Here is a 21909-nt window from a genome sequence, read left to right as displayed (position 1 = left end):
CCTACGCCCTCATTCGTGCGCGCAGCACGCGTGGGCAGCCGGCTTCGGGAGCGGCGACGGGTCGTAGCGATCGTGGTGGCGCACCCACTCCATCTTGTGCCGCACATCGCGCTCGCCGCGGCCGTTCGGCACGAGATCGAGCATGTTGTACGTCCCCATCATCACCTCCACGCCACGCCCGTAGGTCGAGTAGGTGTGGAAGATCCGACCCGTGTCGTCCCGGTAGAACACGCTGATGCCGGGCCATTCCTCCGACGCGAAGAGCCACTCGCCGTAGTTGTAATGGAGCTTGCCCTGGGCGACTTCCTCCGGCGTGAAGGTGACGCCGAAGTCGCGGTTGAAGTCGGTGCCATGGGAGGACACCCACTTGAACTGCCAGCCCATGCGCCGGCGAAATCGCTCGATCTCGGCCAGGGGCGCCCGCGAGATGGCCACGAAGGTGACGTCGCGATGCGCCAGGTGCACGTTCATGCCGTCGGCGTGGTCGGCCATGAACGAGCAGCTCGGACATCCTTGCTCCCACCCCGGGGCGAGCATGAAGTGCTGCACCAGCAGCTGGCGGCGGCCGTCGAACAGCTCGGCGAGCGTGCGCCGGCCTTCGGGGGTGTCGAAGGCGTAGTCCTGCTCGACGCGCTCCCAAGGCAGCGCGCGGCGCTCGCGGGCAATCTGGTCGCGCAGTCGGGTCAGCTCCTTTTCGCGCGCCAGCAATGCCCTGCGTTCGGCGAGCCATCGGTCTCTCGACACGACGGAATGGTCGACAGTGCCTGCGTCGAAGGTCGCTGTGTTCATGATGTGCCCCTTTCCTGGTTCGATGCGCGGCCGGGGCGCCGCACGGCGCGGACCTTTCCGCTCGTTCCGCCGCCGGCATAGAAGAGGCCGGCGCCATCCGATTCGAGCCCGCTGACGCCGGTGCCGCGCGGCATCTCCAGCTGCTCGAGCACGGCGCCGCTGGCGGGGTCGATGCGGCGGATGTCGCTGTCGTCCCCTTCCCAGGTTCCATGCCACAGCTCACCGTCGACCCAGGTGACGCCGGTGACGAAGCGGTTGGTCTCGATGGTGCGAATGACGGCGCCGGTCGCCGGATCGATCTGGTGGATCTTGCGATCGCGGTACTGCCCCACCCACAGGCTGCCCTCGGCCCAGGTGAGCCCCGAGTCGCTCCCCTGGCCCGGCGCAGGGATCGATGCCACGATGTCGCCGGTGGCCGGATCGATCTTGTCGATGCGTGACTCGGCAATCTGATAGAGATGCGTGCCGTCGAAGGCGGTGCCCGCGTCGCCTGCGCAGGCCAGCGTGCGCGTGGGCTCGCCGCTCTCGGGATCGAAGGCGACCAGCCTCGCGCCGGTGGCGGCCCAGACCCGCTGGCCATCGTGGGTCACGCCGTTGATCTTGTCGGCGCCGGGAAAGGGCCCGTACTCGCGGACGATCTCGGCCGCATGCACTGCGGTCCGGGGCCTGCCCTGGTTTGTCCTGCTGCTCATCGCTGCTCCTGGTGATGCGCCGCGGATCGGCGCCTTGGGGCAACTCTATTCAAACGGGAGCGCAGCGGGGAGTAACAAGATCGTCGTGAATCCGGCCAGCGGCGGCGCCAACCAGCGCTGCGCGCGGGCCCGCCCGATCGAGCGCACCCGGCCCTGTGCCTCGAGTTCCACCAGCGCGCGCTGCACGGTGCGCTGGCTGGCCCCCACCGCCAGTCCCAGCGCCGAGGTCGACCAGGCCGCGCCGTCGGAGAGCAGCGCCACCAATGAAGCCTGCTCGCCGTCGATGGGGGGTGCCAGCACGGCGACGGTGCGCTCGTCGTGCGGCCTCAGGACGAAGCCGCGCGCGGTGGCCTCGATGTGCGCCAGCGGCGCGACGAGCGCGCGCAGGCGGCCGATCTCGACCCGCAGGCGCGCCCGGTGCGTCTCGTCGGGGTCCTGGGTGCGGAATGCGCACGCGATCAAGGCTTCGCGGTCGGCATCGCCCGGCCACGCTTCGGCGAGCGCACGCAGCAAGGCGAACAGCACCGGCCGGCGCGCCAGCGGCCGCCACTGCGCATCGGCACCCAGGCCGCGCCGGCAGGCGTCGACCACCAGCGCGCTGGAGCCCAGGAGCGCCGCCACCTCGCCGAGCCGAAGCGCCTGCTCACCGCCGGGGAAGAGGCGGCGGGCAGCAGGGCGTTCGAGCGCTGCGGCAGCCTCCGCCACCTCGGCCAGGAGCGCCGGCACGCGCGCGCGCAGAGCGGCCTCTTGCGCGCGGCCCAGTGCCGCCTGCGCGGCATCGGTATGCAGCTTGCGCAGCGCCAGTTCAGCCGCGCTCAACTCGGCCACTGCCGCCAGCGACGGCGGCAGGCCGCGCGCATCGAGATGTGCCAGCGCGGCCGCCGCCTCGCCAAGGCGGCCGAGCAGCAGCAGCCGGCGCGCTGCGATCAGCCGCGCCTGCAGAGCGTTGGCACGATCGCCGCGGGATTCGAGCGTGGCCGCGGCGGCCGCCAGCGGGCGCGACGAACCGCCGAGATCGCGCATGGCCAGCGCCACCTCCGCTTCGGCGACAAGGCAGCGGGCGCGGGCGTGCTCCTCATGGGCGCCGAAGCCGCGGGCGGCGCGCCGCAGGAGCTCGCGCGCGCGCGGATGCTCACCCAGCTGGGCCATGGCGATGCCGCGCAGGGCGAGCGCTGGCGGGTCCTCGCGCAGTGCGACACGCTTGAGGGCACCGAGCGCGTCGCCGGCGGCGAGTGCGCGCGCGGAGGCGGCGATGAGGGAGTCCATGGCGACAGGCTAACGCAGCGCGCCGATGCCGCGTCGCGCTTGCGATGGGTTCTGCGCCGGAAGGGGGCACGCAGCGGTGGCCGTCGAGGCGCTCGAGCTGCGGGCGCGCCGCCTTGCCGAACCGGGGGGAAATGTCGGATGGTGCCGCTTGTCGGACTAGAACACAGCCCGGGAACCCGCATGAATGCTTGATGTCGTCGGAGCGGGGGCAGAATGTACCCCCATATGTACCCCCAACCTGCGAGGGATACCCCCGTGCGACTCACCGATGCAAAGCTACGCAAACTAACCGAACCGGGCAAGCACGCCGATGGTGGCGGACTGTTCCTGCACATCACCCCTGCGGGTGGCAGGTACTGGCGTTTGAAGTACCGCCATAGCGGCAAGGAAAAGCTACTCGCGTTTGGCGTGTACCCCGCCGTCAGCCTGAAAGATGCGCGCGAGTGCCGAGACAGCGCAAAGCAATCGCTCGCTCGTGGCGAAGATCCTGGCCTGTTGCGCAAGACCGCCAAGATCAAGATCGCTACCGACGCGGCCAACAGCTTCAAAGCCGTTGCGCTCGAATGGCACAAGGCCAATGCCAAGCGCTGGGCCGCAGTCACTGCAGCAAAGACGCTCAAGCACTTAGAAGCCGATGTGTTTCCCGTGATCGGCAACCGGCCGGTGTCGGCCATCACACCGCCCGAATTGCTGGCGATGCTGCGCAAGATCGAAGCCCGAGGCGCAACCTACACAGCAACGCGCCTGCGAGAACTGTGCGGGCAAGTCTTCCGCTTTGGCATTGCGACTGGCAGCGCCACCTACAACCCTGCCGCCGATCTAGTTCGAGCGATCGTGGCCCCCGATGTGAAGCACCGGCCGGCGCTGACGGACCGCCGCCAGTTCGGCCAGTTCCTGCGCGACCTCGACAGCTACCAAGCTGCTGACCGCCTGACATTGCAGGCAACCCGCTTGGCCCTGCTGACCTTTGTGCGCTCGCGCGAGCTTCGCCATGCACGATGGAGCGAAATTGATTTCGAGGCCAGTGAGTGGCGAATCCCTGCTGCACGCATGAAGATGGGCAAGGGGCTCAATCAGGCCCATGTCGTACCGTTGTCGCAAGCGGCCATCGACACGCTGCGCGACCTGCACGCGCTAACCGGAGACACCCCGAGCGTGTTCCCGAATCGCGATGGTGCCGACGCCTTCATGAGCGAGAACACCATTGGCCGCATGCTTGTGCGCATGGGCTACCAAGGCCGGCAGACCTTGCACGGCTTTCGCGCATCGGCTCGAAGCCTGCTTTCGGAACGGGGGTGGAGCGTCGCGGCTTTAGAGCGCCAGCTCGACCATGCCGAACGTAGCAAGGTCGTTGCAGCCTATGCGCGCAGCGAACACCTTGAAGAACGCCGCAAGATCATGGACGACTGGGGCGCGCTGGTGACTTCGCTGGAAGCCGGAGCCAACGTGGTCCCGCTTCGCACTGCTGCCTAAAGACGCCAAAGCTCGTGGCCACACTAGTGCGCCCACGTCGAATGCAAGCACTTCTACCCTCTTTTGCTTGCGTCTCCTGGAAAGAATCGGGCAGAATGCAAGCAGCCAAACCAACTTTCTGCTTGCATGCCTCAAGATCAAGAACCTACCGGCCGCGCAAAGGGCGGTGCCGCGCGCGCCGCAAAGCTCACCGCAGAACAGCGAAGTGAGATTGCGCGGAAGGGCGCACTTGCCAAAAAGGCCAAGTTTTCAAGCGTCAAACTCCCCCATGCGGCATACAAAGGCGTCCTAAAAATCGCAGACCTTGAGATCGCTTGTTTTGTCTTGGACGACGGGCGACGAGTAATCTCAGGTAGAGGATTAACAACTGCAATCGGGATGAAGGGCCGTGGCCAAGGTATTGCAAGAATTCAAGGGTTAAAAGCGTTAAAGGCTTTAGAAAACAACAACTTACCCTTGGCCATCGAAACGCCGATCCAGTTTACGGGCGGCTCCCCTAAGGTGGGGGTTCCAAGCGATGGATTTGAAGCGACTGTTTTGCAAGAACTCTGCGAAGCGCTCCTACAGGCACGCGACGCCGGTGCGCTGATTACTGAGCAAGAGCAACGATATGGCCAGTTCGCGGACATGCTGGTCCGATCATTCGCGCGAGTGGGCATCGTCGCTCTTGTTGATGAAGCTACCGGCTATCAAGAAGAACGACCACGCGATGCCCTTCAATCTTACTTAGAACTGCTTGTCCGCAAAGAACTTGCAGCATGGGCAAAAAAGTTTCCAGATGAGTTTTACGAGAACATCTACAAGCTGCGCGGCTGGACTTGGCCAGGGATGGGCAAGAACAGATATAGCGTAGTGGCCAAGTACACGACTGACCTTGTTTACGATCGAATCGCACCTGGATTGCTCGATGAATTGAAGAAGAAAAGTCCGAGAGATGAAAAAGGGCGGCGTCCGAGCAAGTTGCATCAATGGCTCACAGAAGACATTGGCAATCCCATGCTCGCCCAGCACATGCACGCGCTTGTAATGTTCCAGCGGTCGGCGCTCAAGAACGGTTATGGATGGCACCGCTTCGTGAAGATGGTGGATCAGGTCATGCCTAGGAAGGGCGCAACGCTTGAGCTTGATTTACCGTCCCCCGAGGATTCCTAACAGCAAACCGACTCGACACACCACCGACCGTGGCTCAGTTCGCCATTTCGAGGGCTGATTCCCGAGAAGCCGTTTCCCTGACGGCCCGGGCTGGCACCTTTTCAGGGGCGTGAGGGGACGCATGCGATCTTCCGAGGATTCAGAAGACTTCGAGAGCCTCGAAGTTTCCGAAGACGTGCAGTATTGGGAAAACGTAGAACAGATCCAAACAGAAGACACGGAGAAAAAAAGCGCGCTGAACAGGGAACGAGCCCAAAAGCTGCTTATTCACCTACAAAGTATTCCAGATGTTTTTTTGGACGATCTAGAGGGAAGCGAGGCGGAGTTTCTACGCCACACGACAACCACAAATGAACTAATTGCGTCGAACCTCGATGCAGATTCAATTTGGGAGTTCGTGTTTTTGGCAGGAAACATGCGAGAGTCAATGAAAGCCAAGTTGTTGGCGAAAAGGCGGCTCGAAGCTGACCCAAAGCAAGGGGCAAAGAAGCAAGTTCGGGAACTCTGGGATCTGTGGCAGAAGGATCCGTCACGCTACCGCGGTAAAGCGGCTTTCGCGCGGGACATGCTTGAAAAGTTTGAGTCGCTAACCAATCAACGCGTAATTGAGCGGTGGTGCCAGTCATGGGAGTCCGTACCCTTCTAGCAGAGTACGTATTCAACGGGAAAAGTACGTACTCTGCCGGTTGGGTGCCGTTGATTACTTTGCAATCAATGCGCACCATGCACTCCGTCATCAATCACGGAGCGCCAAGTGCATTCAGTTTCCACCACGTCTCGTCAAAAGCGTCCGCCGCTCCAGACGGTCCAATCACTTCATATCCCTGAAGCCCTGCTGAAAATTCAAACGGTCATCGAAGTTACTGGCCTATCTGAATCGACTATCCGTCGCAAGGTGGCCGAGGGCAAGTTTCCGATGCCGGTCAGAGACGGCAATCGCTGCACTCGCTGGGTGGCCGGCAGTGTCTCCAACTGGCTGCGCGCCAAGGGGGCGAAATGAACGCCCGCATGATCGACTCGGCAGCAACTGCCACAGGCCCCAAATACGCCCGTGCAAAGGCTGCGTGCGCCCATTTCCAAATTGCTCGCTCAACCTTGTGGGCATGGATTCAACGCCCCGGTTTTCCGCAACCGTTGAAAGCTGGCCCAAGGGTGACGCTGTTTGACCTCAATGCAATCGACGCCTACTTGCGGGCGAATGCAGGAAGGTAGGCGGCCATGGATCGCGATCAGACCACTCCCCCAGAAAAGATAGCCGACCTGCAGGCAATTCGCGCGACGTACACCGGCAGCGCGAGCAATGCCCAGCGCGTGCGCTTGCTGGCTGCACTGGGCCGCTACGCAATCAACACCTTCGAGGCCATGCGCTATCTAGACGTGTACCACTGCCCGGCGCGTGTTCTCCAGCTTCGCAAGTTGGGCCATCGCATTGAGACTCACTGGCAGACGATTACGACCGAGGCCGGCGCTGCACATCGGGTCGGCATGTACGTCCTGCAGAGCGGGGAAACATCATGAAGTTGCCGCGCGACTGGCTGAAGGAATTGGAGTTGCTGACGTGGCGCTTCGCAGGGATGGGCATCACCCCCGACCTTGCCAGCATGACGATGGTGGAGTTGGCCGGGCTGTACCTGTACCTGCGCCGGCTGAGCGGGGCATAGGCATGGCGCGCAACAAGGCTCCTGCTGATCCTCGGGGCGGGCATGTGCGCCTGTACTGGCACCTGCTGGACAGCCCGGCATGGCGTGCCCTGACTCACGCTGACGTGCGCGTGTACCTGGCCATGCGTCGCAAGCTGGGCCGCACCAATAACGGCGACATCAATGCCACGCTGGCCGAGATGCGTCACGCTGGCATCAGTAGCAGTTCCACGCTGGCCATGGCACTGCACCGATTGGAGGCGCTGGGCTTCATCGAGAAAACGCGACAAGGCGGCATCGCGAGCGGCGGCAAGCTATGCAGCCTGTACCGCTTCACCGACGAATCCACCTTCGAGATTCCGAAGGCCAGCGTGAAGGCTGGGCCAGCAACAAACGAGTGGCGGCGATTCGCCAACGTGCGCGAAGCGAAGCATGCGGTGCAGGCGTTCACCCGCAAAAGCGCATCGAAGGTTCGACTATCGAATCGGAAAGCTTCGACCATCGAAGCGGACAAGCCGATTGCCGCTTCGACTATCGAACAAGTGCGCGTTTCTCCGGTTCGACCATCGAAGCTAGGGGCAAAGGCTCAAATCGTCCGGGAACCCGCATGAATACTCGCTTGCGGCCGTTTCCTCGATTGCTCTGTGCGTTGCTGCCCATGCTTCGACTATCGAACACCATTGCATTGTTGCCATCCCTACGCTGCACGAAGGTCAGCGAGAAAGGCAATTCAAAGATGGTCGGGGTCGCGCGATGCAGGAAAGACTGGGCGGTTGATTTCGTTTTCTGTGGAGGGGCTCGCACATGGCAAGAGGCGGACTGAGATGGGGTGCGGGAAGGCCGGCGCATCGGGCAAAGGCCGAACACCTGTTGCGGCTGGATGTTCGTGATCTAAATCGGCGGCGACTGCTGAAGCCCGGCAACCAGTTCGCCTGGACATGGCGGCGCGGCAGCGAGGTGACCGGGACGATCAGCATTCGCGTGGATAACCGTGATCGACTGTCCCTGCTGTACTCCATCGGCGGGGATCAGAACCGACGCGAAGCAAGCCAGTTCGTGCGCATCGAACCAACGTCATGCGGCTTTGGGGGCTCGCGCACTTGGTTCGCTTGTCCCGTGTGCTCCAGACGAATTGCGGTGCTCTACATGCGGTCTGGGCGCTTTGCCTGCCGAACTTGCCAACGGGTGGCCTACTCCAGCCAATCGGAAGACTGGATCGGCCGTGTGTGGCGTCGGCAAGCAGGCCTAGAACGCCACCTAGGCGAAAACTGGACCCGACCAAAGGGTATGCACCAGACAACCCATGATCGGCTCATACAGGCCATTCTGGACTGCGAGGAACAGCGCGACCGGGCGATGGCCCTGTTTGTGCAGCGTCACGGCTTGGCCGACCTGCTGAGGTGACTCGGCAGCAGCGAAATACCCCCAACTTTGCGACACACACCCCCAAAAGTACCCCCATGTACCCCCGGATTCAGGCAAACTTGAACGGACGACATTGGACGTTCATCAGGGCTCCCCAGAGGGGGAAAAGAAAAAACCCGGTCAACTTTGGATGTTGCCGGGCTTTGATTTGGTGCCGCTTGTCGGAATCGAACTGACGACCTACCGCTTACAAGGCGGTTGCTCTACCAACTGAGCTAAAGCGGCACGGGAATGGCGGTTGATTCTAACGGTGCCCCCTGACGCAGCCCCTTGTGTCCGCAGCCGGCTACTTGATGCGCTTGAGCGAAGGACGCGAACCGCCGCTGCCCGGCGGGCGCGGTGGATCCTCCGGGTCGGGGGGCGTGGACGCCGTTGTTGCCGTGTCGTCGTCTGCCGCCCCTTCTCCGCTGATCAGGTGCACCACCTTGCCGGGGTCGGCTTCCGCGCCGCGGGAGGCATCGCGCAGGGGCGTGCGCGCGGCAGGCGTTGGCGCGCCGGCAGAGGCGCCGGCGGCATCGGCCGGCGCCGTGGTGGGCGCGGGCGCCGGAAAGGCCATGCCCTGGCCGTTCTCGCGCGCATAGATCGCGATCACGCGGCCGACCGGCACGCTGATCTCGCGCGCGGTGCCTGCGAAGCGGGCCTTGAACTCGATGAAGTCGTTGCCCAGCTTGAGCGAACTGGTCGCATCGAAGCTGATGTTGAGCACGATCTCGCCGTTCTTCACGTACTCGCGCGGCACCTGCACGGTGTCGTCGACCTGCACCGCCACGTAGGGGGTAAAGCCGTTGTCCGTGCACCACTCGTACAGCGCCCGGATCAGGTACGGGCGGGTCGAAGAGGACTCCAGCGCATTGATCATGAAAAAGCAGCGGGGTTCGGCATTTACTTGCGCATGACCTTTTCGGAAGGCGTCAGCGCTTCGATGTAGGCGGGGCGCGAGAAGATGCGCTCGGCGTACTTCAAGAGCGGGGCTGCGTTCTTGCTCAGGTCGATGCCATAGTAATCCAGGCGCCAAAGCAGCGGCGCAATGGCGACATCCAGCATCGAGAAATTGTCGCCCAGCATGTACTTGTTCTTGAGGAACACCGGCGCGAGCTGCGTCAGGCGGTCGCGGATGTGCGAGCGCGCTTTCTCCAGCGCCTTTTCGTTGCCCTTGGCGCTGCGGTTCTCGAGCGTGGACACGTGCACGAACAGTTCCTTCTCGAAGTTGAGCAGGAACAGGCGCACGCGCGCGCGGTCGACCGGGTCGCCGGGCATCAGCTGCGGATGCGGGAAGCGCTCGTCGATGTACTCGTTGATGATGTTCGACTCGTACAGGATCAGGTCGCGCTCGACCAGGATCGGCACCTGGCCGTACGGGTTCATCACACTGATGTCCTCGGGCTTGTTGTAGAGATCGACGTCGCGGATCTCGAAGTCCATGCCTTTTTCAAACAGCACGAAGCGGCAACGATGGGAGAAGGGGCAGGTCGTTCCTGAATACAAGACCATCATGGCTTAAGGCTCCTAAAAACTAAAAAGAGTGGGTTGCTCTCGGCAACCCACTCCGCAAGGACCGCGCGCCCGCAAAGGCCGGGCCGCGTTCCGTCGTTACTTCACGTCTTTCCAGTACGACGCATTGAGACGCCACACGAAGACCAGCGTCATGACCAGGAACAGCAGGACCCACACGCCGACGCGGATGCGGGTGTTCTGCGCCGGTTCGGCCATCCACTGCAGGTAGGCCACGAGGTCGCCGATGGCCTGGTCGTATTGGAGGGGCGTCATGGTGCCGGGCGTGACCTGCTCCCAGCCCTTGAACACCTCGGTCTCATGGCCATGCGATTCGGCCTTCTCGAAGACCGGGCGGCGATCGCCCTGCAACTCCCACAGCACGTGCGGCATGCCGACGCTCGGGAACACCAGGTTGTTCCAGCCGGTCGCCTTGGTGTCGTCGCGGTAGAAGGTGCGCAGGTAGGTGTACAGGTAGTCGGCCCCGGTGCCGCCGTGGCCGGCGCGCGAGCGGGCAACCAGGGTCAGGTCGGGCGGCACGCCGCCGAACCAGGCCTTGGCCTGGACCGGATCGATGTTGGCCTTCATGGTCTCGCCGACCTTGTCGGTCGTGAACAGCAGGTTTTCCTTGATCTGCTGCTCGGTGATGCCGATGTCCTGCAGCCGGTTGTAGCGCATGAACGCCGCCGAATGGCAGTTGAGGCAGTAGTTGACGAACAGCTTGGCGCCGTTCTGCAGGGCGGCCAGGTCGTTCGTCTTGCTGGGCGCCTTGTCCCAGGCAATGCCGCCTTCGGCAGCATGCGCGCCGGCCACGATGCCGAGCGCAGCGATCAACGTGAGGATCAGTTTCTTCATTGTTGTGTGCTCCGGCTCTCTCAGTGCGCGTGGAAGGTCACGCGCTCGGGCACCGGCTTGAATTCGCCGAGGCGGCTCCACCACGGCATCAGCAGGAAGAAACCGAAATAGAAGAGCGTACCGACCTGCGACACGCGCTCGCCCGTCGGAGAGGGCGGCTGCACGCCGAGGTAGGCGAGGACCACGAAGTTGATGACGAACAGGCCGTACAGGTACCAATGCCAGCCTGGGCGGTAGCGGATCGAGCGCACCGGGCTGTGGTCCAGCCAGGGCAGGAAGAACAGGATGACGACCGCGCCGCCCATCACGAGCACGCCCCAGAACTTGGCGTCGGTATTCAGCATCGTGACGACGACGATCACCGCGGCGACCACCATCGCAGCCTTGAAGATCGTGGCGATGCGAGCCTTCCAGACGCCGAAGGCGGCGGCAGCCACCACGCACGCGATCAGCGCATACACCATCTCGGCGGTGATCGCGCGCAGCATCGAGTAGTAAGGCGTGAAGTACCAGACCGGCGCGATGTGGTTCGGCGTCTTCAGCGAATCGGCCGGGATGAAGTTGTTGTACTCCAGAAAGTAGCCGCCGGCCTCGGGCGCGAAGAAGATCACGGCCGAGAAGATGGTGAGGAACACCACCACGCCGAAGATGTCGTGCACGGTGTAGTAGGGGTGCGACGGAATGCCGTCCAGCGGGTGGCCGTCAGGGCCGCGCTTGGCCTTGATCTCGATGCCGTCCGGGTTGTTCGAGCCCACCTCGTGCAGCGCGATCAGGTGCGCGACCACCAGGCCCAGCAGCACCAGCGGCACCGCGATCACGTGGAAACTGAAGAAGCGGTTGAGCGTGGCGTCGCTCACCACGTAGTCGCCGCGAATCAACAGCGCCAGGTCGGGGCCGACGAAGGGGATGGCGGAGAACAGGTTCACGATCACCTGCGCGCCCCAGTAGCTCATCTGGCCCCAGGGCAGCAGGTAGCCCATGAAGGCCTCGGCCATCAGGCAGAGGAAGATGGCGCAGCCGAAGATCCAGATCAGCTCGCGCGGCTTGCGGTAACTGCCGTAGATCAGGCCCCGGAACATGTGCAGGTACACCACGATGAAGAAGGCCGAGGCCCCTGTCGAGTGCATGTAGCGGATCAGCCAGCCCCAGGGCACGTCGCGCATGATGTACTCGACCGAGGCGAAGGCCTGCGCCGCGTCGGGCTTGTAGTGCATCACGAGAAAGATGCCGGTCACGATCTGGATCACGAGGACCAGCATCGCCAGCGAGCCGAAGATGTACCAGAAGTTGAAGTTCTTCGGCGCGTAGTACTTGCCCCACTGGTCGTTCCAGAGCTTGGTCAGCGGGAAGCGGTTGTCGACCCAGTTCAGCAGCTTGTCGCCGGCGGGCGCGTTGGGCGAGATTTCCTTGAATTCAGCCATGTTCCTTTGCTCCTCAAGCCTTCTTGTCTTCGCCGATCAGAAGGCGCGTATCGGAGAGGTACATGTGCGGCGGCACCGGGAGGTTGTCGGGCGCGGGCTTGTTCTTGAAGACGCGGCCGGCCAGGTCGAAGGTCGAGCCGTGGCAAGGGCAGAGAAAGCCCCCTTCCCAGTCGTCGGGCAGCGAAGGCTGCGGGCCGGCCTGGAACTTGTCGGTGGGAGAGCAGCCGAGGTGGGTGCAGATGCCGACGACCACCAGGACCTCGGGCTTGATCGAGCGGTTCTCGTTGCGTGCGTATTCGGGCGTGAACTCGTCGGGATTGCGCTTGGACTGCGGATCGGCGAGCTGGCCGTCCAGCTTGGGCAACTGGGCGATCTGGGCCGGCGTGCGCTTGAGGATCCATACCGGTTTGCCACGCCATTCGACGGTCATCTTCTCGCCCGGCTGAAGACCGCCGATGTCCACCTCGACGGGTGCGCCCGCGGCCTTGGCTTTTTCCGAGGGCTGGAAGGTGCTGACGAACGGGATGGCGGTGGCCACTCCGCCCACTGCGCCGGCACAGCCTGATGCGATCAACCACGTCCGCTTGCTGCTGTCGATCCGCTGGCGGCCGACGGAGATGTCACTCATGGGGGTCCTCAATCTTCTTCGCTGGGGGCTTGGGTCAACCGGCGATTGTAGCGGAGCGTCACAAGCTGATTCAACGCGAGCGCAAGGCGTGGCCGCGCCCGAGGCGCCCCTCTATACTGGCCCGGACCAACAACAAGCGCGCGAGGTGGCCCCCATGAGTTTCCTGAAGGAATTTCGCGAGTTCGCCGTCAAGGGCAATGTGGTCGATCTCGCGGTCGGCGTGATCATCGGCGCCGCCTTCGGCAAGATCGTCGAATCCATCGTGGCCGACATCATCATGCCGATCGCGGGCCTGGTGTTCGGCAAGCTGGACTTCTCGAACCTCTACGTGGTGCTCGGCACGATACCGCCGAACGTGCCCAACAACCTGGCCGATCTCAAGAAGGCCGGCGTGCCGGTGCTGGCCTACGGCAACTTCATCACCGTCGTGGTCAACTTCGTGATCCTCGCGTTCATCATCTTCTTGATGGTCAAGCAGATCAACAAGCTGCGCAGGAGGCACGAGGAAGCGCCTGCGCCGGCCGCGCCGCCCGAGGAAGTCGTGCTGCTGCGCGAGATCCGCGACAGCCTCAGGCGCCCCTGAAGGCCAGTGCGCGCGCCATCCGGATCGCCTCGAGCAGGCTGGACGCGTCGGCCCGCCCGGTGCCCGCGATGTCGAAGGCGGTGCCGTGATCGGGGCTGGTGCGCACCAGCGGCAAGCCCAGCGTCACGTTCACGCCCTTCTCCACGCCGAGGTACTTGACGGGGATCAGGCCCTGGTCGTGGTACATCGCGACCACCACATCGAATTCGCCGGCGCGCAGGGCCGTGGCGCGGGCACGCATGAAGACGGTGTCGGGTGCATGCGGCCCGCTCGCATCGATGCCTTGCGAGCGAGCAGCCTCGATCGCCGGCGCGATGATCTCGCGCTCTTCCGTGCCGAACAAGCCGCCCTCCCCCGCATGCGGATTCAGGCCGGCGACGCCGATCCGCGGCGCGCGCCCGAGCAACGCCGATAGCGAATCGTGCGCGATGCGCAGCGTCTGCAGCACGCCCTCGAAGTTGACGGCCTCGATCGCCGCGCGCAAGGACATGTGGATGCTCACGAGCACGGTGCGCAGCTCGTCGTTGGCCAGCATCATGCGCACCGGCACTTCCGCGACCGGCCGGCCCAGGTGGGCCGCGGCCTCGGCCTGCAGCAGCTCGGTGTGGCCGGGGAAGGCATAGCCGGCCGCGGCCAACGCCTCCTTGTGCAGCGGTGCGGTCACAATGGCCGCCACTTCAGCCCGCAGGGCGGCGCGCGCAGCCCAGACCACGCAGTCGCCGGCGATGCGGCCGGCGAGCGCACTGATCTGGCCAGGCACGATCGCCTCGCCGGGTGGACGCACGACCTGAAGCACGGGGATGCAGCGTGGCGGTACGGCGAGCGCCTCGGCCGGCGCTTCGATCAGAGCGACCGGCAGCGCCGGCCTTCCCGGCGCCTCGAGCGCTTGCGCCGCCTGGCGCACGAGTCCCAGGTCGCCGGCCACGAAGCAGCCCTGCGTGAGCTCGGGCGCGTCGCGAAAGGCCCGGGCGATGATCTCGGGGCCGATGCCGGCGGGATCGCCCAGGGTGATGGCGAGTGCCAAAAAGCGCTTCACGCGGGATTGTCGATGTCGATGAACTCGTGCGCGAGGCCCAGCTGAGCGGCCACATGGGCCGCCACCGCGGGCGCGCCGTAGCGCTCGGTCGCATGGTGCCCGCAGGCCAGGAAGGCCACGCCCATCTCGCGCGCATAGTGCGCCTGGGGCTCCGAGATTTCGCCGGTGATGAAGGCGTCCGCGCCGGCCGCGATCGCGGCCTCGAAGTAGCCCTGCGCCCCCCCCGTGCACCACGCGACGTTGCGGATGGGCCGCGGCGCCGGCACGTCGACCAGCGTGATCTTCTTGCCCAGCGCGTGCTCCAGGTGCGCTGCCAGCGAGCGGGCGTTGGCAAAGGTCTCGCCATTGCTGGGCGCGCCGAGGAAGCCGATCTCCTGCTCGCCGAAGCGGCCGGTCGAGCCCGCATGCGCCACCAGGCCCAGCTTCAGCCCGAGTTGGGCGTTGTTGCCGAGCTCGGGATGGGCGTCCAGCGGCAGGTGGTAGGCGAACAGGCTCACGTCGTCGCCCAGCAGCAAGCCCAGCCGCTGCTTCATCCAGCCGGTCACGCGGCCGTCCTGGCCACGCCAGAACAGGCCGTGGTGGACGAAGATCGCATCGGCCTCGGCCAGGATGGCGGCTTCGATCAGCGCGCGGCTCGCGGTCACGCCGGAGACGATCTTGCGCACGGAGGTGCGGCCCTCGACCTGAAGGCCGTTGGGTCCATAGTCCTTGAAGCGCTCGGGCGCGAGCAGCAGGTCGAAGGCGTGCAATAGCTCGTGGCGGGTGGTGCTCATCGCGCCATTGTGGACCCGGTCGCCGCTCGGGCGACAGCGCCGGGTTTTCCCTGGATGGACAGACACGGCCGAATAGCCCCTCCTCCCTCATGCACACGGGAACGGCCCGGCATTGAGGGACAATGCGGCTCCATGGCGCCGGCTTCGCACGGCGACCCTGCAACTCTTTCCTTCTGTTGTTTCATGAAACGCACCTGGCTGCTGTTCGCCCAAGCCGTGACCGTGATGCTCGCGGCCTATTTCGTGGTCGCCACGCTCAAGCCCGAATGGATCGGGCGCCGCGCCACCTCGCTGGGTGGCGTGGTGTCGGTGATCCAGGCGCCGGCCTCCAGCCCCTCGACGATGGCGCCTGGCAGCCTGAGCGCAGCCGCGAAAAAGGCCTCTCCGGCCGTGGTCAGCATCAACACCAGCAAGTCGGCGCAGCGCAGCCCGCGCAGCGACGATCCGTGGTTCCGCTTCTTCTTCGGAGACCAGGGCGATCAGCCGCAGATCGGGCTGGGCAGCGGCGTGATCGTGAGCACCGACGGCTACATCCTCACCAACAACCACGTGGTGGAGGGTGCCGATGAAATCGATGTCACGCTCAACGACAGCCGCCATGCGCGCGGCAAAGTGATCGGCACCGATCCCGACACCGACCTCGCCGTGCTCAAGGTCGAGCTCGACAAGCTGCCCGTGATCGTGCTGGGCAACTCGGACAACCTGCAGGTCGGTGACCAGGTCCTTGCCATCGGCAACCCCTTCGGCGTCGGACAGACCGTGACCAGCGGCATCGTGTCGGCGCTGGGGCGCAACCAGCTGGGCATCAACACCTTCGAGAACTTCATCCAGACCGATGCCGCCATCAACCCTGGCAATTCGGGCGGTGCGCTGATCGACGTGAACGGCAACCTCGAGGGCATCAACACCGCCATCTACTCGCGCTCGGGCGGCAGCATGGGCATCGGCTTCGCCATCCCCGTTTCGACCGCCAAGCAGGTGCTGGAAGACATCGTCAGGGAAGGCAAGGTCACGCGCGGCTGGATCGGCGTCGAGCCCAACGACCTCTCGCCGGAGCTGGCGGAGACCTTCGGCGTGAAGGCCAACAAGGGCGTGATCATCACGGGCGTCCTGCAGAACGGCCCGGCCGCGCGGGCGGGCATTCGCCCCGGGGACGTGATCACCGGTGTCGGCGAGAAGAACATCGGCAACGTACAGGAGCTGCTGACGGCGGTCGCAGGGCTCAAGCCCGGCAACGCGACGCGCTTTGCGCTTCAGCGCGGCAGCGACAAGATGGAGCTGGACGTGACGCCGGGCCTGCGGCCGCGCAGCCCGGTGCGCCGCGCGCCACAGACCGAGTGAGATCGGCGCCGGCGGAAGCCTCTCAGGGTTGCGCCGAGTCGGCGCTTTCTTCCGGCGACTTGCTGAACTTGGAGAAGTAGCGCGCGGCGATGATGCCGACCTCGTAGAGCAGGCACATCGGAATCGCCAGCGCCAGCTGCGAGACCACGTCGGGCGGGGTCAGCACCGCCGCCACCACGAAGGCCAGCACGATGAAGTAGCCGCGGAAGCTCTTCAGCTTGTCGATCGTGACCATCTCGAAGCGCACCAGCAGCATGACCACGATCGGCACCTGGAAAGCGACGCCGAAGGCCAGGTAGAGCGAGAGGATGGACTCGACGTAGGAGGCGATGTCCGGCGTGGCGGCCACGCTGGCCGGCGTGAAGCGCTGGATGAAGCCGAACATCTTGTCCAGCACGAAGAACTGCACGAAGGCGATGCCGCAGTAGGCCAGGAAGCTGCCGAAGATGATCAGCGGCAGCGCGAACTTCTTCTCGTGGCTGTACAGGCCGGGTGCGACGAACATCCACGCCTGGTACATCAGCCAGGGCAGCGCCAGCAGGACCGCGGCCATCAGCAGCACCTTCAGCGGCACGAAGAAGGGCGAGAACACGCCCACCGCGATCAGCTTGGCGTCGTGCGGCATGTGGGCGCGGATCGGCACCGCGATCAGGTCGATCAGCCCGCTCGGGCCGGGCCAGATGGACAGCAGGATGCCTGCGATCACGAGTCCGTAGACGCAGTAGAGCAGGCGGTCGCGCAGCTCCATCAGGTGCGCGACGAAAGGCTGCTCGGTACCGGCCAGCTCGTCTTCTTTGTTCTTGTCAGGGGAATCGGCCATGTGGGGGCGCTGCGGCGAAAGTGGAGGGGCGCGCTGCGCGCGGCCGGAACGAGCGAACGGCGCTCAGAGGGCTCTCAGTTGATCTTGTGGGGGCGATAGCGGGCCACGCGCGCCGCGCCCGACAGCGCCCGGGTGCGAACCCCATTGCGTGCCTTGTACCACTGCGGCATGGCGCCCTGCTTCAGGCGCCACTTCTTGCGGGGATGCTTGTACTCGGGGTAGCTCGGCACCGGCTCGGCGAGCTCGGCGCCGGATTGGCCGACGTCCGAGAACTGCTTCTCGAAATCGCTGGCGCCGGTCTGGATGCTGTGCTCGACCTCGCGCGCGGCGTCCTGGACCGTGTCCTTCATCTTGCGCAGCTCGTCCAGGTCCATCGAGCGGTTGACCTCGGCCTTGACGTCGTTCACGTAGCGCTGGGCCTTGCCCAGCAGCGTGCCGACGGTACGCGCGACCCGCGGCAGCTTCTCGGGGCCGATCACGATCAGCGCGACTGCGCCGATCAACGCCAGTTTGGAGATGCCGAGGTCGATCACGGATGAAGCTGGCTCAGGACTTCTGGCGAGCTTCGACGTCGATGGTCGACTTGTCGGCGTTGCTGCCGTTGGCGCTCACCTGGGGATTCGGGGTAGCGGGCGTCTCGGGCGCCGAGCCGTCCTTCATGCCGTCCTTGAAACCCTTGACGGCGCCACCCAGATCGGAACCCATGTTGCGCAGCTTCTTGGTGCCGAAGATCATCACGACGACGAGCAGCACGATCAGCCAGTGCCAGATGGAAAGTGAACCCATGGATTACTCCTGAAGAAGTCCTCGATTTTAGTCGGCGCGAGAAGCAGACCTCCCGCGCGCAGGGGAATATCAACCCTTGAGCCAGGGCCTGGGTCCGCCCATGACGTGGACATGGAGATGGTGGACCTCCTGCCCGCCCTCGGCGCCGGTGTTCACGACGATCCGGAAGCCGCCCTGCGGATAGGGCCGGCAGCCCTGTTCCAGGGCCAGCTTGGGCGCCAGCGTCATGATCCGGCCGAGCAGCGCCGAATCCTCCGGCGTGACCTGGGCCATCGAGGGGATGTGGCGCTTGGGCACCAGCATGAAGTGCACCGGCGCCCAGGGCGCCACGTCGTGGAAGCCGAACAGCTCCTCGTCTTCGTAGACCTTGCGGGACGGGACCTGGCCCGCGATGATTTTGCAGAAGATGCAGTTCGGATCAGACGACATTCGAAGGCTCCATGGAGCGGCCCGCATTCATGCGCACCATCCCCTTGACGATGCGGTAGAGGAACCACAGTGAAATCAGCGCCCAGGCCAGCCAGCCGGGCAGAAAGAGCAGCAGCCAGAGCCAGGCGGTGAGGATGTAGGCGACGCCGGCCCACAGCACCGAGCGGATGCGCCAGCTGAAGTGCGAGGCCTGCCAGCTGCCGGCGGCATCGTCGCGCTTGACCAGGTCGATCACGAGGGCGATCAGCAGAAGCGCGATCGAGGCCTGCGCACCGGGCAGCACGGCACCCACGGCGACCACCAGATGCAGGATGTAACTGATCCAGCCCCAGGTCTTGAGCGACGAATCGGGTTCGACGGTCACGATGTCGTTGGGCATGGCGTCATCCTCTCAGTCGTTGGAAGCTTCGCGGTCCTGCGCCTTGCGCAAGGCCTTTTCCTCGATCCCGCTGGTGCCTTCGCGCCGCTCCAGCTCGGCCACCACGTCGCGCGGCGAGAAGCCGTAGTGGGCCAGGGCCACCATCGTGTGGAACCAGAGGTCGGCCACTTCGTTCACTATTTTCGTGCGCTCACCGCCGTGGTCGGCATCCTTGGCGGCCATCACCACCTCGGTGGCCTCCTCGCCGATCTTCTTGAGGAAGGCGTCGGGGCCGCGGTGCAGCAGGCGTGCGACGTAACTCTTGTCGGGATCGCCGCCGCGGGCCGGCAGGCGGCTCTCGATCACCGCGGCCAGGCGGGCCAGCGCGTCTTCGGTCGGATGTCGGGGGGCGTCGGTGCTCATCGTGGCGAAGGTGGGTAGATCGTTGCGGGGTCCTTCAGGACCGGCTCGGTCACGGTCCACCGGCCGTTCTCGTACCGGCTGAAGAAGCAGCTATGGCGGCCCGTGTGGCAGGCGATGCCGGGCTCGTGGCCGGTTTGCGTGACCTCGAGCAACAGCACGTCGTTGTCGCAGTCCATGCGGATCTGGTGCACGGTCTGCACATGGCCCGACTCCTCTCCCTTGAACCACAGCTTGCTGCGCGAGCGGCTGAAGTACACGGCGCGACCCAGCTCAGCCGTCTTTTCCAGGGCTTCGCGGTTCATCCAGGCGAACATCAGAACATGCTTGCTGCCCTTTTCCTGCGCGATCACCGGCACGAGGCCGTTCGCGTCCCACTTCACTTCGTCTAGCCAGTTCATGGAGGTGATTGTCGGGGATTCGGGAGGACGGACATCCGCATGCAAACCGCGCGATGGTGACGCGAAGGCCGCAGAAGAACAGCCGGTGTCATTGCTGGTTTTCCTTTCGCACCCTTCGCGAAACCTTCACGTACTTCGCGGATGGATGTCCGGCCTCACAACCGCACGGGAATTCCCCGCGCCGCCATGCAGGCCTTGGCCTCGCCGACGGTGTATTCGCCGTAATGGAAGATGCTCGCCGCCAGCACCGCGTCGGCGCCGCCTTTCTGGATGCCGTCGGCCAGGTCGTCCAGGTTACCGACGCCGCCCGACGCGATCACCGGCACGCTCACCGCGTCGCTCACCGCCCGGGTCAGGGCAAGGTCGAAGCCGCTCTTGGTGCCGTCGCGGTCCATGCTGGTCAGGAGGAGCTCGCCGGCGCCGCGGCGTGCCATCTCGACCGCCCACTGCACCGCGTCCAGCCCGGTGTTCTTGCGGCCGCCGTGGCTGTAGACGTCCCAGCCCTCGCCGCGGCGGGACGCGTCCTCGGCAGAGCGCCGCTTGGCGTCGATCGCGACCACGATGCATTGGGCGCCGTACTTGCGCGAGGCGTCCTCGATGACCTGCGGATTCGCGATGGCGGCCGAGTTGAAGCTGGTCTTGTCGGCACCCGCATTGAGCAGCCGGCGCACGTCCTCGACCGTGCGCACGCCCCCACCGACGGTCAGGGGGATGAACACCTGCGAGGCGACGGCCTCGATGATGGGCAGGATCAGGTCGCGGTCGTCGCTGGTGGCCGTGATGTCGAGGAAGGTCAGCTCGTCGGCGCCCTGCGCGTTGTAGCGCGCGGCGATCTCGACTGGATCGCCGGCATCGCGCAGTTCGAGGAAATTGACGCCCTTGACGACGCGGCCGCCGGTCACGTCGAGGCAGGGGATGATGCGCTTCGCAAGCATGGTGGGTTCGATCGGAATGAGGTTCAGAGGACGGTGAGCTGCTGCCACCCTTGCCAGCTGCCGCCGGGCGTCAGCAGCACCTGCTCGTCGATGCGCGCGGCCTCGACGCAGAGCATGTGCCGCCAGCCATCGTCCGGCAGGTCTGCCAGCTTGGCGCTCAGTTCGGGCCCGGGGTTCCAGACCACCGTTTCGGTGCAGCTCGCACTCTGCGCGATCTCGAGCGTGCCCGAGGGCTGCACCAGGTGCAGCGGCCGGGCCGGCGCCGCATAGACGCTGTCGAATTCGGAACCGAAGCGCAGCTCGGGTGCGAGGTCCACATGCCGGTCGTCGCGCACCGCATCCCAGCGGTTGGCGCCCTGCAAGCCTTGCAGTGTCGCCTGTGCGATATCGTCCACCCGCAGGTAAGTGTGCAGCGCGGCAGCAAAAGGCCAGGGCCCGCCGCCGGTGTTGTCAATGCCGAGCGCTACCCGCAGCGAATGCGGCGCCAAGGTCACCACCAGCTTGGCGTGGAAGGCATGGGGCCAGATCGCGCGCGTGGCCTCGTTGTCGTGCAGCGAGAGCACCAGGGTGTCGGGCTTGCCGCCGCTTGCCTCGGCATGCCAGGCGACATTGCGCACGAAACCGTGCTTGGGCAGCGGCCCGCGCTGGTTGAACTGCGGCCAGCACACCGGCACGCCGCCGCGGATCGCGCTCCGACCGTCGAAATGCGCCTCGGGGCTGAGGTAGAGGCGCTCGGTGCCATCTGCCGTCGTCCAGGACAGGACCTGGGCGCCATGCAATGCCACTGTGCAGGCACTGCCGTCGGAAAGGGCGAGGCGCAGGGCGGGCTGGCCGTGGAAATCGAGCTCTTGGAGAGACATGGTCCCATTCTAGGTTTGGCGCGTGACGACCGAGGTCGCCACGGCCATGACGAACGGGACTGGCGCGATGCGCTTGCGATGCGAGGGTGGGCCTTCGGTGCGAAGGGCGAACGCTTCGCCCTACCACCGCACGCGCAGCCCCACCGAGGCACCGAGCTGCGACTTCACGCGGGTGTCCCCGCCCGAGGCCCACAGCTTGCCCACCTCGCCGTAGAGGCTGGTCGATTCGCTCAGGCCCAGGGTGAAGCCCGCGGCGAGTTCGGTGGAGGTGCTGCCCGTGCTGCTGGCGATCGCCGTGCTGGCCGCCGGGCTGATGAAGCGCGTGGTGTCGCTGC

The 21909-nt window shown here is 65.1% G+C and carries 30 protein-coding genes and 1 tRNA gene; 10 read left to right on the top strand and 21 right to left on the bottom strand.

Translation table 11 applies throughout. The features are described 5' to 3' along the window. Positions 1-9 precede the first annotated feature (9 nt). The 3 genes from J2739_RS15305 to J2739_RS15295 are packed head-to-tail and all read right to left on the bottom strand — an operon-like array spanning position 10 to position 2747. Positions 10-789, bottom strand: a complete 780-nt coding sequence (locus J2739_RS15305; RefSeq protein WP_309903097.1) for a DUF899 domain-containing protein — start codon at positions 787-789, stop codon at positions 10-12. Continuing rightward, positions 786-1481 carry a Vgb family protein gene (locus J2739_RS15300; protein WP_309903095.1) on the bottom strand — a complete coding sequence of 232 codons (696 nt, stop codon included), beginning with the start codon at positions 1479-1481 and terminating at the stop codon, positions 786-788. Before J2739_RS15300 ends, J2739_RS15305 begins: the two co-directional genes overlap by 4 nt. Before the next feature lie 45 nt (positions 1482-1526). Next, positions 1527-2747 carry a helix-turn-helix domain-containing protein gene (locus tag J2739_RS15295; protein WP_309903093.1) on the bottom strand — a complete coding sequence of 407 codons (1221 nt, stop codon included), beginning with the start codon at positions 2745-2747 and terminating at the stop codon, positions 1527-1529. Between the two features lie 255 nt (positions 2748-3002). On the opposite strand from J2739_RS15295, the gene J2739_RS15290 reads away from it, so the two are divergent. From J2739_RS15290 to J2739_RS15255, 8 genes are all read left to right on the top strand, one after another. Then, positions 3003-4220, top strand: a complete 1218-nt coding sequence (locus J2739_RS15290) for a tyrosine-type recombinase/integrase (RefSeq protein WP_309903092.1) — start codon at positions 3003-3005, stop codon at positions 4218-4220. A 126-nt stretch (positions 4221-4346) separates the two neighbouring features. Further along, positions 4347-5372 (top strand): P63C domain-containing protein, encoded by a 1026-nt coding sequence (locus J2739_RS15285; RefSeq protein ID WP_309903090.1) that lies wholly within the window; start codon positions 4347-4349, stop codon positions 5370-5372. Between the two features lie 121 nt (positions 5373-5493). Continuing rightward, positions 5494-6018: a hypothetical protein gene (locus J2739_RS15280; RefSeq protein WP_309903088.1), complete on the top strand. Its 525-nt coding sequence runs from the start codon at positions 5494-5496 to the stop codon at positions 6016-6018. Between the two features lie 108 nt (positions 6019-6126). Further along, positions 6127-6372 carry a helix-turn-helix transcriptional regulator gene (locus J2739_RS15275; RefSeq protein WP_309903086.1) on the top strand — a complete coding sequence of 82 codons (246 nt, stop codon included), beginning with the start codon at positions 6127-6129 and terminating at the stop codon, positions 6370-6372. Positions 6373-6590: 218 nt separating this feature from the next. Then, positions 6591-6890, top strand: coding sequence for a helix-turn-helix domain-containing protein (locus J2739_RS15270; protein ID WP_309903084.1), 300 nt, complete (start codon positions 6591-6593; stop codon positions 6888-6890). Continuing rightward, entirely contained in the window at positions 6887-7033 is a 147-nt protein-coding gene (locus J2739_RS15265; RefSeq protein WP_309903082.1) for a hypothetical protein, read from the top strand. The genes J2739_RS15270 and J2739_RS15265 overlap by 4 nt, the downstream gene beginning before the upstream one ends. A 2-nt stretch (positions 7034-7035) precedes the next feature. Then, entirely contained in the window at positions 7036-7623 is a 588-nt protein-coding gene (locus J2739_RS15260; RefSeq protein WP_309903080.1) for a hypothetical protein, read from the top strand. Between the two features lie 193 nt (positions 7624-7816). Continuing rightward, the gene (locus tag J2739_RS15255) at positions 7817-8416 is read left to right on the top strand and encodes a hypothetical protein (RefSeq protein ID WP_309903078.1); all 600 of its coding nucleotides are present in this window, start codon (positions 7817-7819) and stop codon (positions 8414-8416) included. 170 nt (positions 8417-8586) lie between these two features. Here the strand turns inward: J2739_RS15255 and J2739_RS15250 are convergent. From J2739_RS15250 to petA, 6 genes are all read right to left on the bottom strand, one after another. Beyond that, positions 8587-8662, bottom strand: a tRNA-Thr gene (locus J2739_RS15250). A gap of 61 nt (positions 8663-8723) precedes the next feature. After that, the gene (locus tag J2739_RS15245; RefSeq protein WP_309903075.1) at positions 8724-9296 is read right to left on the bottom strand and encodes a ClpXP protease specificity-enhancing factor; all 573 of its coding nucleotides are present in this window, start codon (positions 9294-9296) and stop codon (positions 8724-8726) included. Between the two features lie 23 nt (positions 9297-9319). Continuing rightward, on the bottom strand, positions 9320-9931 hold the full coding sequence (locus J2739_RS15240; RefSeq protein WP_068684852.1) for a glutathione S-transferase N-terminal domain-containing protein: 612 nt from the start codon (positions 9929-9931) through the stop codon (positions 9320-9322). Between the two features lie 96 nt (positions 9932-10027). After that, positions 10028-10783, bottom strand: a complete 756-nt coding sequence (locus J2739_RS15235; protein ID WP_309903074.1) for a cytochrome c1 — start codon at positions 10781-10783, stop codon at positions 10028-10030. A gap of 20 nt (positions 10784-10803) precedes the next feature. Beyond that, positions 10804-12204 (bottom strand): cytochrome b, encoded by a 1401-nt coding sequence (locus tag J2739_RS15230; RefSeq protein WP_309903073.1) that lies wholly within the window; start codon positions 12202-12204, stop codon positions 10804-10806. A 13-nt stretch (positions 12205-12217) separates the two neighbouring features. Then, the gene (petA, locus tag J2739_RS15225; RefSeq protein ID WP_309903071.1) at positions 12218-12832 is read right to left on the bottom strand and encodes a ubiquinol-cytochrome c reductase iron-sulfur subunit; all 615 of its coding nucleotides are present in this window, start codon (positions 12830-12832) and stop codon (positions 12218-12220) included. A 154-nt stretch (positions 12833-12986) separates the two neighbouring features. On the opposite strand from petA, the gene mscL reads away from it, so the two are divergent. Next, positions 12987-13415 (top strand): large conductance mechanosensitive channel protein MscL, encoded by a 429-nt coding sequence (gene mscL / locus J2739_RS15220; RefSeq protein WP_309903069.1) that lies wholly within the window; start codon positions 12987-12989, stop codon positions 13413-13415. Here mscL and pdxA read toward each other — a convergent pair. Together pdxA and J2739_RS15210 are read right to left on the bottom strand one after the other, a co-directional pair. Then, on the bottom strand, positions 13402-14451 hold the full coding sequence (gene pdxA, locus J2739_RS15215) for a 4-hydroxythreonine-4-phosphate dehydrogenase PdxA (protein ID WP_309903068.1): 1050 nt from the start codon (positions 14449-14451) through the stop codon (positions 13402-13404). The two genes, mscL and pdxA, sit on opposite strands and share 14 nt — an antisense overlap. Beyond that, entirely contained in the window at positions 14448-15224 is a 777-nt protein-coding gene (locus J2739_RS15210; RefSeq protein ID WP_309903066.1) for a Nif3-like dinuclear metal center hexameric protein, read from the bottom strand. Before J2739_RS15210 ends, pdxA begins: the two co-directional genes overlap by 4 nt. 183 nt (positions 15225-15407) lie before the next feature. Here J2739_RS15210 and J2739_RS15205 point away from each other — a divergent pair, with 183 nt between their 5' ends. After that, positions 15408-16565, top strand: coding sequence for a S1C family serine protease (locus tag J2739_RS15205; protein ID WP_309903064.1), 1158 nt, complete (start codon positions 15408-15410; stop codon positions 16563-16565). 22 nt (positions 16566-16587) lie between these two features. Here the strand turns inward: J2739_RS15205 and tatC are convergent, their stop codons facing one another. The 10 genes from tatC to J2739_RS15155 all read right to left on the bottom strand — a co-directional run. After that, on the bottom strand, positions 16588-17385 hold the full coding sequence (gene tatC / locus J2739_RS15200) for a twin-arginine translocase subunit TatC (protein WP_309903062.1): 798 nt from the start codon (positions 17383-17385) through the stop codon (positions 16588-16590). A 74-nt stretch (positions 17386-17459) separates the two neighbouring features. Continuing rightward, positions 17460-17918 (bottom strand): Sec-independent protein translocase protein TatB, encoded by a 459-nt coding sequence (gene tatB, locus J2739_RS15195; RefSeq protein WP_309903060.1) that lies wholly within the window; start codon positions 17916-17918, stop codon positions 17460-17462. A 13-nt stretch (positions 17919-17931) separates the two neighbouring features. Continuing rightward, positions 17932-18171, bottom strand: coding sequence for a Sec-independent protein translocase subunit TatA (gene tatA / locus J2739_RS15190; protein WP_309903058.1), 240 nt, complete (start codon positions 18169-18171; stop codon positions 17932-17934). A 69-nt stretch (positions 18172-18240) separates the two neighbouring features. Then, a complete protein-coding gene (locus J2739_RS15185; protein WP_309903057.1) occupies positions 18241-18600 on the bottom strand; it encodes a histidine triad nucleotide-binding protein in 360 nt (119 codons plus the stop codon). After that, a complete protein-coding gene (locus J2739_RS15180) occupies positions 18590-18979 on the bottom strand; it encodes a DUF4870 family protein (RefSeq protein WP_309903055.1) in 390 nt (129 codons plus the stop codon). The genes J2739_RS15185 and J2739_RS15180 overlap by 11 nt, the downstream gene beginning before the upstream one ends. Positions 18980-18991: 12 nt before the next feature. Then, a complete protein-coding gene (locus J2739_RS15175; protein WP_309903053.1) occupies positions 18992-19381 on the bottom strand; it encodes a phosphoribosyl-ATP diphosphatase in 390 nt (129 codons plus the stop codon). Next, positions 19378-19779 carry a phosphoribosyl-AMP cyclohydrolase gene (gene hisI / locus J2739_RS15170; RefSeq protein ID WP_309903051.1) on the bottom strand — a complete coding sequence of 134 codons (402 nt, stop codon included), beginning with the start codon at positions 19777-19779 and terminating at the stop codon, positions 19378-19380. The genes J2739_RS15175 and hisI overlap by 4 nt, the downstream gene beginning before the upstream one ends. 155 nt (positions 19780-19934) lie before the next feature. Next, complete coding sequence (hisF, locus tag J2739_RS15165) at positions 19935-20714, bottom strand: imidazole glycerol phosphate synthase subunit HisF (protein ID WP_309903049.1); 780 nt, start codon at positions 20712-20714, stop codon at positions 19935-19937. 23 nt (positions 20715-20737) lie between these two features. Beyond that, a complete protein-coding gene (locus tag J2739_RS15160) occupies positions 20738-21574 on the bottom strand; it encodes a D-hexose-6-phosphate mutarotase (protein WP_309903047.1) in 837 nt (278 codons plus the stop codon). 120 nt (positions 21575-21694) lie between these two features. Further along, positions 21695-21909: hypothetical protein (locus J2739_RS15155; RefSeq protein WP_309903045.1), on the bottom strand; the 215-nt coding region annotated here is incomplete at its 5' end.

Source organism: Variovorax soli (genome assembly GCF_031454625.1).
Classification (GTDB): Bacteria; Pseudomonadota; Gammaproteobacteria; order Burkholderiales; family Burkholderiaceae_C; genus Variovorax; species Variovorax soli_A.
Note: the sequence above shows the minus strand (reverse complement) of the source record. Positions and strands in the feature narration are given on the sequence as shown.